This is a genomic window from Chloracidobacterium thermophilum B, from assembly GCF_000226295.1.
Classification (GTDB): Bacteria; Acidobacteriota; Blastocatellia; order Chloracidobacteriales; family Chloracidobacteriaceae; genus Chloracidobacterium; species Chloracidobacterium thermophilum.
In genome coordinates, this window is sequence record NC_016025.1 from 373,402 (window position 1) to 385,620 (window position 12,219).

The 12,219-nt window shown below is 63.1% G+C and carries 11 protein-coding genes; 3 read left to right on the forward strand and 8 right to left on the reverse strand.

Going from position 1 to position 12,219, the window contains the following annotated elements; all coding sequences use genetic code 11:
* Positions 1–93 precede the first annotated feature (93 nt).
* Positions 94–744: a hypothetical protein gene (locus CABTHER_RS12630; protein ID WP_014101048.1), complete on the forward strand. Its 651-nt coding sequence runs from the start codon at positions 94–96 to the stop codon at positions 742–744.
* Positions 745–785: 41 nt separating this feature from the next.
* Here CABTHER_RS12630 and CABTHER_RS12635 read toward each other — a convergent pair whose 3' ends face one another.
* From CABTHER_RS12635 to CABTHER_RS12670, 8 genes are all read right to left on the reverse strand, one after another.
* Entirely contained in the window at positions 786–2,135 is a 1,350-nt protein-coding gene (locus CABTHER_RS12635) for an O-antigen ligase family protein (RefSeq protein WP_014101049.1), read from the reverse strand.
* Complete coding sequence (locus CABTHER_RS12640; RefSeq protein WP_014101050.1) at positions 2,135–3,412, reverse strand: tetratricopeptide repeat protein; 1,278 nt, start codon at positions 3,410–3,412, stop codon at positions 2,135–2,137. The genes CABTHER_RS12635 and CABTHER_RS12640 overlap by 1 nt, the downstream gene beginning before the upstream one ends.
* A gap of 40 nt (positions 3,413–3,452) precedes the next feature.
* Positions 3,453–4,169, reverse strand: coding sequence for a hypothetical protein (locus CABTHER_RS12645; RefSeq protein ID WP_014101051.1), 717 nt, complete (start codon positions 4,167–4,169; stop codon positions 3,453–3,455).
* Positions 4,170–4,246: 77 nt separating this feature from the next.
* Positions 4,247–5,104 carry a vWA domain-containing protein gene (locus CABTHER_RS12650; protein WP_041569974.1) on the reverse strand — a complete coding sequence of 286 codons (858 nt, stop codon included), beginning with the start codon at positions 5,102–5,104 and terminating at the stop codon, positions 4,247–4,249.
* A 165-nt stretch (positions 5,105–5,269) separates the two neighbouring features.
* Positions 5,270–5,755 (reverse strand): flagellar export protein FliJ, encoded by a 486-nt coding sequence (fliJ, locus tag CABTHER_RS12655; RefSeq protein ID WP_014101053.1) that lies wholly within the window; start codon positions 5,753–5,755, stop codon positions 5,270–5,272.
* 128 nt (positions 5,756–5,883) lie between these two features.
* Positions 5,884–7,071, reverse strand: a complete 1,188-nt coding sequence (locus CABTHER_RS12660; RefSeq protein ID WP_041569975.1) for an alpha/beta fold hydrolase — start codon at positions 7,069–7,071, stop codon at positions 5,884–5,886.
* A gap of 2 nt (positions 7,072–7,073) precedes the next feature.
* Positions 7,074–7,469, reverse strand: a complete 396-nt coding sequence (locus CABTHER_RS12665) for a phasin family protein (RefSeq protein WP_148264105.1) — start codon at positions 7,467–7,469, stop codon at positions 7,074–7,076.
* Between the two features lie 248 nt (positions 7,470–7,717).
* Positions 7,718–8,086, reverse strand: a complete 369-nt coding sequence (locus CABTHER_RS12670; protein ID WP_014101056.1) for a hypothetical protein — start codon at positions 8,084–8,086, stop codon at positions 7,718–7,720.
* A gap of 315 nt (positions 8,087–8,401) precedes the next feature.
* Here CABTHER_RS12670 and CABTHER_RS12675 point away from each other — a divergent pair, with 315 nt between their 5' ends.
* Both CABTHER_RS12675 and CABTHER_RS12680 read left to right on the forward strand, forming a co-directional pair.
* Entirely contained in the window at positions 8,402–10,888 is a 2,487-nt protein-coding gene (locus tag CABTHER_RS12675) for a TonB-dependent receptor (RefSeq protein ID WP_148264106.1), read from the forward strand.
* 107 nt (positions 10,889–10,995) lie between these two features.
* On the forward strand, positions 10,996–12,219 hold the full coding sequence (locus CABTHER_RS12680; protein ID WP_187288472.1) for an efflux RND transporter periplasmic adaptor subunit: 1,224 nt from the start codon (positions 10,996–10,998) through the stop codon (positions 12,217–12,219).

The window sequence follows — 12,219 nt, forward strand, 5'->3', positions numbered from 1 at the left end:
CCCCAAACGGCCAAATTCACAGCATCCGGGCGGCGTCCAGCACGCCCCCCAACGACTTACCCACGACTTTCCCCATCCCGGAGGCACACATCCATGCCAGAAGTCGGCGGCGTCAATCAGCGGCAGCCCCTGCCTTCGACCAACTCAGCCGGCGGAAGCCACGAACGGGTCGGCGGTACACGGTTCAACCCCGTCCAGGGCACTATCGGTCAGCCGGGCGAAATCGGCCAGCCACGCGGACTCCCGGCCCCGGAAGTACCAGGACAGAAACACATTCTCCCCGATGCCCTGCTGGGACGTGACCCCTCGCAGGTGCTGGCCGCCGAACAGCTCCGGGCCACCGGCGGCGCTTCGGCCACGGAAGAACTGCTCGGTCTCAACCAGCAGCCAACCATGCCGGGGACGATTCTCCCCCCGCTCGGCAACGACGTGGCACTACGGCACCTCACCCCGACCATGCGCCGCGAGCTGCTGCGCAAACTCCTTGACCGCCAGCAACGCAATGCACGCCGTCTGCTGGCCGTCCTGCCGCGTGACGAGGAAGAACCCGACCCGGAACGCCGTCGGCGCCGCGCGCTGCCGGAAGACATCCCTGCGCCGGAAGCCTTGGCCCTACCGGAGCCGCAGCGTCAACGGGCAGCCCAGGAACTGCACCAGTCACTGCGGCTGCTGGAACTCATTGACCGCCTGATGGCCATGCAGGACGAAACCCTCGCCCAGATGAGCGCCAGCACCCAACGCTGAAACAGCCCGGGTGAACCCGGTTGAAAAAGCCCAGCGGCACTTCAGTCTTCGGGAGGCGTGTCCGCCAATGGTTCCGGGGCCGGAGTGGTTGTTGCCAGCGCTGCCAGAACCACAAAGTAGGCGGCATTGGAGGGAATCTGCCAGTTGAAGTCAAAACAGGCGTGCACCAGCCCGGCAACGCATCCACTGACCGTGCCCAGGTGAACGTATGTCCATTCGGTTGCCCGGCGCTCCCCTGACCGGCGGCGGAACCCCTGGCGCACCCGCCGGAAAAACCACCCCAGCCAGACCATGCCCAGCGCAAAACCGACGAGACCGGTTTCGGCCAGCAGTTGCAGGTAGTCGTTGTGCGCCTGCTCGACGCGATTCACCCCGTTGGACGTATCCACGCGGGTGTAGGCAATCTGGAAGGTTCCCAGCCCGCTTCCGGTCAGCGGACGCTCGCGCACAAGCGTCAGGGTGTTTTTCCAGATGACATTGCGTGCCACCTGGTCGGCCGTGGCCGGCAACTCACCGGGGGCTTGCAGGCGGCTGACAAGGGGATCAATGCCCATCCACCAGACGCCGACGAGAACCCCCAGCGGAATCAACGACAGACTGCCCAGAGCCGCCCGTCGCCAGCGCCGTTGCACCCGCGCGGCGAGCGCCACCGCGGTTAGTGTCCCGGCGGCCCCGGCAATCCAACCGCCGCGTGAAGCGCATAGCGCCAGGGACAACAGCATGACCACTGCTGCCACCACGTAGAGCCACCGCACATCGTCTTCAGTCCCACGCCGCCGCTGGGCCGCCAGGGCCACGGCCATAGGGGCCAGCAGTTCGATCATCCCGGCGTAGTGGTTGCGGTTGACAAAGGTGCCGAAGGGCATTCCCAGCAGCTTCCGCAATGCGGCGTAGCTTCCCTGTCCGATGAAGTGCTGCATGATGGCATAGAGCGCAAAGAGACCACCCCAGGCGACAAAGACGTAGGCAAACAGCACCGCCTGCTTTTCAGAAGCAAAGAAGTTGGCGCTGACGACGAACAGACAGACCATAGCCAGCAGATGAACCGTCGCCTGGCGGGTGTAGAAATCATCCACCGTCTGCACTCCGGGCACCGGCAGCCGTTGCACCAGAGCCAGTCCAATGACGCCCAAACCAATCACGGCCCCGGCCGTGAGGTTGACTTCCCGCTGTCCAAGCCAGGTCTGGATGCCCAGCACCAGCGTCAGCCCAAAAGCGCCGGCGTGCAGGATGAGGCGCGCCCAGCCCTCAACCGAACCAAACGGCATCGGCAGCCACACCAACCACAACAGGAAGCCGACAAAAAGCGCCGCGTTGAACCGGGAGGCGGGATACGGCTCGTCCGGGGAATCCAACCGTTGGCGGAAATGGTGCGGTGCGGAAGATGGCATCAGCGCGCTTTGGAAATCACTTCGAGGGCAAAACCACCAAACCAGACCGTTCCCGAAATGGGACAGGTCCCCGGCGTCAGACACTCCGACGGGCGCAGGATGACCAACTCAACAGCGCCAACTTCCGGCGGAACGGCAAATTCACACACCACGCGCTGCCATGGCTGGTTCTCACGCCAGGGCGGAAGGGAACGCACACGCCACTTCGGATTCCCCACCCCCTGCAATTCCACGACCGGCGGCGCAGCCGCCACCAGGTCACGGCTGCGCACGAAGTAGGTCAGCCGATACGCGCCCGGCGGCAGCGCCAGAAGCTGACGGGCGTGGTAAAAGGCCGGGCCCGGCGAGTCATAGGCAATTTGCAGGGCATTGCCCCCAACCGGGACATCGGCGGCCCGGTCGAGCGCCAGCCGCGCACCGGCTTCATTCTGCTGAAAGCGCCACTCAAAAATGGGCACCCTGGCCGCCGGTTCACGAAAACCGCCGTCGTAGATAGCCGTCCGCACGAGGCCGGCCGGTTGCCGTTCGGGCAGGGCAGCCCATACCTGCCAGGCGGCTTCATAGGCGCGGGCTGCGAGCAAATCCTGAATGAAGGCGGTACTGTATTTCCGCTCCGGGTCGGGCTGCTGCCCCAGTACCGCCTGCCAGCGTTGGACGGCCGCCGCCACGCGCTGCTGCTGCACGAGCAGCCGCAGGTACTGGTACTCCACGCCCGGCAGGCCCGGCGGCAGCAATGATTCGACATACGACTGGTTGCCGTTGGAAATTCGCCATCCCAGATCGAGCATCAGGATGGCCTGGGTTGGGTTTGAACGCAGTGCACCCCGCGCATAGGGGGCAGCTTCCTCCAGCTTCCCGACCCGAATCAGGGCATTGGCCAGTCGCCACTGCGTGATGAAATGGTTGGGGGCCAGGGACTGGGCCTGCCGCAGGGTGTGCTCGGCTTCGGCCACCTGCCCGCTGATAGCCAGCGTATCCCCCAACCAGCCCCACAGGCGCACGTCGTTGGGTGCCAGCGTCAAAGCATAGCGAAGGTGGCGTTCTGATTCCTGATAGTCGAGGTGCTGTGGGTCCAGCAGGCAGGACAGCCCCAAGGCGCCCCAGAGGCGTGGGTTCAGGGGAGCGCGCGTCGCCGCCTGAAGCAGGTCTTCATAGGACGCTGGCGGGCGACGTTGCTGCCAAACATCATCGGCGGCTTCGTTTTGCCAGGACAGCCAGAACCCGAAGCCGCCGATGAGCGTCAGAGACAAACCAAGAATGAGGCGCCGCGGCTTCATGCTGTCAGCGCCAGGCCGCCGAAGCATTCAGGCACAGGCATCAGGGACGCACGGGACTTACCGGCGCGTCATCCTGACCGGTCGTGATGATCGGAATGATGCCGCCAATGACCCCGGCCGCCACAACTGTCGCCAACACACCCGGATTGGCACCAATCACCGGAGCAACTGGTGGAATCACCGGCAGCGCTGGCGAGGCCGAAACGGCGCAGTCAAATACAGCGCACCGGAAATCATCCATGCCGGTTGAGTCAAAACGAATGTAGGCATTTTCCGGGTAATCCCGGGCCTGCGCTTCACCAATCGTCTCGATTGTTGGCGCTGAGGCTTCCGGTCCGCCGAACATCGCCACATTGCCTTTGATGACATCAATGTGGGTGCACCGGGTTGAAAAAACCTGGACTAATGAGCCGCTGCTTTTGATGCAACGGAGAATCCCAGCGACCAGTTCGATCCGTACCCGGTCGGCCAGGAAGTTGACAACGATTTCACTGTTGTCACCCATGTAGAACTGCCCGACATTGGCAATGCTCAGGATGGCGTAGCCGGTCTTGCCAGTGGTGATGCGGCTGCCGCTGGCGACAGCCATACTGCCGGCCGCCGGGTTGCCATTGATTTTGACGTCACCGCGCGGCATCAGTTGCGCCGCCTGCGCGCCCTGTGCGCTGACACGATGACCAGAGAGCGGGAACCACGCCGCCGTTGCCAACGCAACAGCCAGCGCAAAAGCACATGCGAGTTTCAGATGGCGCGTCATCGGATGGGTTCTCCAAAAAAAGAGTTGAAAGACCTGTAAAAAAAAACAATGCGATCAAACGGCCGGAGCTTCCGGCCTCACCGCGCCGACAGTGTAAACGGTATTTCAGGATTTGTGGACTCCCAGGTTGCCCGATAAAGCACACCAGGCATACTGAGACGGCGCTTGAAATACGCGCCAAAGGCTTTCCAGTCGTCATAGTTGACCACTTCACCGCCGGTTTGCCGGGCGACGAAGCGGAGCGTTACGTTCGGGATGTCCATGCGCCGCGACCCACTGCCGGTCACCAGAACGGCATTTTCTTCGTCCACCCGGGCGCTGAAGCTGCGGTAGGCCCAGTTGACATACGACACCACCATGTTTTCCTTGATGATGCGTGGAAGGTCAATGCGCTCGGCAAAACTGTCATTGCCATCGGTGACGACAATGCAGTGCGTCATCTTGTTACCAATAATCTCCTGTAACGCCGTCAGCACGCCATAAATGTTGGTCATCGACTTCATCGTATCGTCTTTGGCGCCACCGCCGGACCACAACTGCTGCTCCCTGGCCAACGCACTGTCAAGGGTGGCCCGGGAGGTCGTGAAGTCCTGCAACATCGTTTTCTGCATACTGAAGCGGGCAATGGCCGTAGGAACAGCCATCTGGGCCGGCAGTGCCTTGCGCAGTTCTTCCACGATCCGCGGGTAAATCGGCACCATGCTGCCCGAACCATCCAGAATGATGACCACCTGCTCAACAGGCTTAATCTGGGTCACGGTCGCCGGCACGCGCATCCCGCCTTCGAGGACGCTGTAGTTGGCGCCGGCCCGGTCGCCGAGAATGCGTTCCTCGCGCTTCATGGTGGGCATCTGTGCCCAGACGACATCGCTGGCCAGCCATCCGGTCAGCAACACCGTACCCAATCCCAACCCAAATCGAATCTGGCGTATCATGATTAGCTTCTCCCTATCTGAAATCTTGAGGCAGGTCAACCGGCGACAACTGATATGCTTGGTTGATGTTGGACAAAAGTGTATGGTGTACGACAAATTTGTTGCTTGGTAACACTACCGGCAAGGCATCGTCAAGCTCCGGGTAAACCATACCATTCCGGCGGCTTAGTCCCGCCGGCCATGACGCGCCGTGCCAAACTCGTCATTGGCCTTGTTTTCGCGGCGTTCAGCCTCCAGCTTGCGGGACTGCTGCCAGCTTTCCTTGTGCTTTTCAATGGCCTGCACCTCTTTGGAAGCCTCGATAAGACCCTGCAGGGCAGCTTCAACGGCGGCTTCGGCCTGCTGTATGACGGCGCGCTGCTGCTCGACGGCGGCGCGCAAACGCCGTTCTTCTTCTTTCAGGTCAGCCAGAAAGGTACGGTGCGCCAGCAGGACATGCGCCGCTGAGCCGGCCCGCAAAGCCGCAACCAGCTTCGCATCAGCCTCGGCCTGCCGCTGCCGGCAGGCATCCACAGCCGCCAGCCGCCGTGCCAGCTCGGCTTCGGCCTCCGCCAGCGCCTGGCGGGCCGTTGCCAGACGCTGCGCTGCCTCTTTCTTGACCTGCTCGCGTACTTCCAGAACGGGCTGAAGGCGGTAACGGGGCTTTTTCATAGGGCTTCTGGCAGGTAAAACCGGACACGTCCGGTTGGTTCAGGGTTCTACTGCCAAGCAAACGCTTCCCGGAGGGGGCTGTCAAGCCCGGCGGTCTCGCCAGACACACAGCCACGAGTCCAAGGCTGTCACACGTGCGCGTGGGAAGCCAGCCACCGGTCAATGGTCGGCCACACGGTCGTCAGCGCTCCGCGCCCAACAGCTAACGCCAGGTGGCCCAGCCGTACCCTGCATTCCCGGTAGCGGGCCGGTGAAAGCTGTTCTCCCAACGCGGCGGCGCTGGCCGGATTCACAATCTGATCCAGAAGACCGATGATGTTGAGCACCGGACAGTCCAGTTGCGCCAGGGCCGCGCGCTGCCCCTGGATGGTCAACGTGCCTTCCCACAGGGCGTTGGCGCGGTAGTAGGTCGTGACAAAATCAGCATAGAACTGTCCCGGCAGGGGAACGGCATCCGCCAGCCAGACTTCCGTCGCCAGATGTGTATCCCGCTCGGCTGTATCCAGCCACATCAGCCAGGGCTTGGTGGTGTAGGTTATGGGCTTGATGCCGCGAAAGGAAGCACTGACCAGCCAGCCTGGCAGGTTGCCAAAAACGGCCACCACGCACTGCGGGTCGAAAGCCGGGTCGGCCAGCCACGTCCGCAACGGCGTGTCACGGACGAAATCCGCCGGCGTCCCCAGCAGGATGAGACTTCGCACCGGCGCCGGATGGAGCGCCGTGTAGGTCGTTGCCAACACGCCCCCCATGGAGTATCCCAGCAGATGCACCTGGGCAGCACCGGTTTGAGACAGGACCGCCTCAACCGCGCGTCCGATGACGCCCTCCAGCACATCTTCCAGACGCCACCGGGATTCGTCCCTGCCGGGCGTTCCCCAGTCAAGAACAAACACCTGGTGTCCCTGCCCCGCCAGAAACGCCACGAGACTCCGCCCGGCGTAGAGGTCAAAGATGTAGTGCCGGTTGATGAGCGAGTTGACAATCAGCACCGGTAGCGCCGAAGTCCGGCGGCCGTTCTGAACCGGCGCATAGTGGCGCAACTGCGTCGGCCCAACGAGCGGCGTCACCAGGCAGGGCGTTGTGGCCACCGGCGGTGCCACGGACCGCACAGCCGCCAACTGCATCTGGCAGCGCGTTTCCTGGGCGATGGCAAAGGGATGCCACGGCTGGGCCGCACCGGTCCAGGACATCCAATCCAGCCACCGGTTCACGTGCCAGCCCGACCAACCAACCCACGGCTGGCGTTCGGTCTGGCGCAGCCACCAGCCGTCGAGCCGCCACTGCCACTGTTCGAGAAATTCACTCAAAGGCAACAAGGTCAGGAAGTTTCCACCGCATCGGAAGCCGCCGCCTCCGGTGCCGCCTCTGGAGCAGATTTCGGGGACGCCGCCCGTGCTGTCCGGCGGCGGGTGGTGGTCGTCCGGCGGGCTGTGGGCTTGCGCGCCGCCGCCGGTCTGGTCACTTTGGCCGCCGGTTCGCTCCGCACCAGGTGCGCGGTCAGCTCGTCGAGCTGCTCCTGAACGCTGTCCAGCTTGCGGTCAAGCGCGGCGATCTCTTCCCGCGTCGGCACGTTCATCAGCCGCAGCCCAAATCCAACCACCATGCGGCTGCGCTCAACCAGCGTCAGGACGCCCTGAAGGTAAAGCGACACCGGGCGCAAAAACCAGGGATGCCGCAACAGCCTGTCCCACTGCGCAGAGGAAGTTCGTGTCACCGTTTCATATAACACCTGCGGAAACGGCTTGGCGGACGGGTTCGGCTTGGTGCCCCGGTTGGATTTTGCTTCGGCTTGCGCCCTGGCCATCGTTTCGTTTGTCCTGTCGTCGGGTGATAATCTTCCTTTCCGGCAAAAGCCGGCTGTCCTGCGAAGCGGGCAACCCGTCAGTGCCCGACAGGCGCTGACGGGTCAGGAAAGAGCCGGCGCCGAACACGCCGCTCCCGCCGGTGAACGTTTTGGCGAGTTTACTTGACAGACTGGCTGACCGGAAAGGCCATCAACTCCATCTGCTTCCGCAGCCCTTCACTGACCAGCACATTCCACTGTTCAAGGGTGGCACGGGTGGCGTCCATCCCCGCCATCGCAATTTCACGGGCCGCCTCACCGGCGGCTATGGTCGCCCGCTCCATCCCGGTCAAAGCCACCGTGGCTGACTTCATCGCTTCCTCCTGCACCGACAATCCAGCCCGCAACGAGGCAAATGTCAACGCCCGGGAAGCTTTCGCCATGTCCAGCATGGCCTCGGTTGAAGACTGCATAGCCAGCGTCAGTGGGTCAGCCAGGGCAGGTTGGCGGTCAGAGGTCTCGGTCGCTTTTGGCTTCGGTTGTGTCATGGCAACAATCAACTCCTGTTCATCAGAAATACAGCCCCGTAGGCTGCTCCCAGACTAGCCCCCGATAACGCATTGTGTCAAGATTTTTTTTTCGCATCTGCACAAAAAAATCTGCAAACCTTGAAAAGTCTTCATTTAAGCTTGTTGTTTGTGCGGAAAAAGGCGTTGACGCGGCATCTTCCGGCGCAGTGTGTGTCTGAACAGTCACAGACGTACCCGGCCGGGCAAAGTTGTACACGTCCAGTTGCCAGAAAGGAGGGCGACGCCGGCGTGGCGAACAAACTTTGGTTCGCAAACAAACTTTGGTTCGTTGGTGTGCTTCTGTGGACAATCAGCGCCACCCTGTTCTTTGGGACAGCGACCGGAACGGCGGCACAACAGCAGACGAGTGTCGTGGCATTCGTCATCACGGACAGCACAACGCGGAAACCCCTGGCGGGGGCCACCATCACGCTGACGCCAAAATCCGGCTCGCCAACCGCGCCCGTGCTGACCAAAGTCACCGATGCCAACGGCAAGGCCGTGTTTACCGAGGCCCCTGGCGGAGACTACCGGCTCACCGTCACGGCCACCGGCTACACGCTTCTCACTGACGAAAACTACACCGTCGCACCGGGCGCTTTCCTCGAACAGCCCATTGAACTCAGCCCTGCCACTGGCGACATCGTCGAAGTACGCGGCGACGAGGAAGCTCCACTCATTGCCCGGGGGGCCACGGCAACCACCAGCCTGACGCCGGCCGAGATTCGCATCCTGCCCGCCCGCGGACGCGACATCCTGACGGCCTTTCCCCCGGTGCCGAACGTCATCCGCTCCAACGACGGCCGCACGAGCATCAAAGGCGCGCGTGAAGACCAGGCGGCCATTCTGGTCAACGGCAGCCTCAGCAACGACCCGGCCACCGGACGGTTCCAGGTCGAAATCCCGCTGGAAGCCCTCCAACGGGCGGAAATCTTCACCAATCCCTACCTGCCGGAATATGGCAAGTTCACCAGCGGCGTCAAACGACTGGAAACCAAGCCCGGCGGCCAGCAGTGGAAGTACAGCCTCTATGACTTTTTCCCGTCCGTCCGCGCGCGCTACGGCAAAATCTTCGGTCTGGCCAACGTCTCCCCCCGCGCCACCATCACGGGTCCACTCATCCGCGACCGGGTGTTTCTGGCCCAGGCGCTCGAAGGCATTGTGGACAAAGCCATCGTGCGCGGACTGGCCAGCCCGGACAACGAAATCCGCAAGTATGCCGCGCGGAGTTTCAGCCAGTTCGATGTCATTCTGTCGCCCCGCCAGAGCCTGACCGCGACGGTCAATCTGGCCTGGCAGCGGCTGCGCAATGTTGATCTGGATTTTTTCAACCCCGTGCCGGCTTCGGCGAATCGGCGCACCCGCGATGTCACCCTGGCCGGCATCCACCGCTTCGCCACCGCGGCCGGCTCGTTCAGTGAGACGCGCTTCAGCTACAAGCGCATTGGCGCCGGCGTCTTCGGCAAGGGGGACGCGCCCTTTGCCATCACGCCCTTTGGGCGCACCGGCAACTTTTTCAGTCAGACGGAACGCACGACGGAACGCTACCAGCTCCAGTTCTCCACGGCACTGGCGTCTTTCGAGGCCGGGGGCTGGCACCAGATCAAGTTCGGCGTGGACGGCAGCGCCGCCCGCAACCGGGGCTGGGTGCTCAACCGTCCGGTTGAAATCCGGCGCGCCGACGGAACGCTGGCCGAACGCATCGTGTACGCCAATCCCGGCAACCTGGCGGCCAGCAACGTCGAAGTCGCCGGCTACGCCCAGGATCAGTGGCTCATCCGCCCCAACCTGCAACTCGATTACGGGCTCCGGCTGGAATGGCAACAGGCAGCGGCCCAGCTCAACGTGGCGCCACGCATTGCCCTTTCCTATGCGCCCGGCAAAGAGCAAAACACCATTCTGCGCGCCGGATTCGGGCTGTTCTATGACAAAATCCTGCTCAACGCGCTGGCGTTCCGCCAGATGCCACGTCCGGTCAGCACCGGCTTTGCGCCGGATGGCACAACACCCGGCCCGGCGCGCCCGTTGACGCTCGCCCTGGCACGCCCGGACGGTCGGTATGACGTGCCCTACAACCGCTCCTTCCGGTTTGAACTGGCGCGCAAACTCCATCCGCGCGCGCTGCTCAAGCTGGCCTATCTCGACAGCCGTACGTTCCGGGATTTCTATGTGGAGCCGTCAGCCGATGCCATCCAGATGTTCAACACCGGACGCGCCAGCTACCGCGCCTTTGAAGTCACGGCCGATGTCAAGCTCACGCCACGTCACACGTTTGTTGTTTCCTACGTACGCAGCCGGGCCCGCGCCGAACTCAACGACTTCATTTCGTACTTCGGCGACACGCCAAACCCGGTGCTGCGTCCGAACCAGTTTGGCAATGCACCGATTGACGCGCCCAACCGGTTTTTTGCGCGCGGCGTCTTTGCCCTGCCGGGCGACCTGACGCTGGCGCCCATCTTCGAGTGGCGGGACGGCTTTCCCTACAGCGTCGTGGACGAAGCCCAGAACTTCATCGGCCGCCGCAATGCCGACACAACCCGCTACCCACGGTTTATGGCCGTTGATCTGGCCGTGACAAAGAAGATTCGCCTGCCGCAGTGGGTGCGCCGGGGCGCATTCGGGCGGAAAATTGACACCGAAGCCGTCAACGTCACGGTCAACATCTTCAACCTGACCAATCACTTCAACCCGCGCAACGTGTTTGCCAACACGGGCGCGCCCCAGTTTGGGACGTTCTTTGGCGTGTATCGGCGGTTCTTCAACATTGAAATGAACCTGTAGTTTCCTGTGGCGTTTCACCGGGATACTTTGCGTTTATCATCCCGGCGGCAGACGAAACGGCGGCGTTGTACCGTCTGCACGCCCAACCGGCCATGAGGCCAACCGACATGACTACCACCATCGCACACAGGCTCGGCATGGGGATGTTCTCCGTTGCCGTGCTGTTCGGCGTCGCCGGCAATCTGGCCTGCCAGCGTGATCTGGCCCGGGCGGCCCGGGGCGACGCGAGTCCGACACCTGAAGTCCGGCGCGTCAAAACGACGCCAGTAACCAGAACACAGGTCGAACATGTTGTCACGGCGCTGGGCACGCTGGCCCCCCTGGAGCAGGCCACCCTGCGCGTCAAGGTTCCCGGACGGCTCCAGTCCATTCCCGTTGATCTGGGAACCACCGTCCGACCGGGGCAGCTTGTGGCCCAGATCGAACCCGACGATTACCGTCTCCGCGTCCAGCAGGCGGCGGCGGCGCTCGCCCAGGCCCGCGCCCGGTTGGGGCTGCCGGCCGAGGGCAGCAGTGACCGGGTTGACCCGGAGCAGACCGGCCTGGTCCGCCAGGCCAGGGCCGTTCTCGAACAGGCGCAGGTGGAGCGCGACCGCTTCCACGCGCTGCTCGATCAGGGCATCATCTCGCGGTCACAGTTCGACGCCGCCGATGCGGCCTACAAGGTCGCGCTCAGCCGCTACCAGGACGCGCTGGAGGAAATCAACAACCGGCTGGGCATCCTGGCCCAGCGGCGGTCGGAACTGGCCATCGCCCAGCAGCAGTTGGATGACACCGCCGTGCTGGCCCCCTTTGGCGGGGTCGTGCAGGAACGCCTTGGCAACATCGGGGAGTTTCTGGCCGCCGGCTCGCCCGTGGCCACCATTCTCAAACTCAATCCCCTGCGGCTGCGGGTCGAAATTCCTGAACGTGAAGCCTATCAGATCAAACCCAACCAGAAGGTGCGCGTCACCGTCGAAGGCAGTGACAAAGCCTACACCGGCATCGTCAAACGGTTGAGTCCGGCGCTGCTGGAGCAGAACCGGATTCTCATCATCGAAGCGGAAGTCAGCCACGACGGGTCCCTCAAGCCGGGGTCCTTTGCCCGGGCCGAGATCGTCACCAACGACCGCGAAACGGCCGTGACCGTTTCTCCGCGCGCCATCGTGACCTTTGCCGGGATTGACAAGGTACTGACCATCCGGGACGGCAAGGCGCTGGAACGACCGGTCACGCTCGGACGCCGGACGGCGGAATGGGTCGAAATCGTGAAGGGCGTGCAGGTCGGCGATGAGGTCATCCTCGATCCGGGCAACCTGCAAACCGGACACCCGGTCGTTATCGCGGACTGA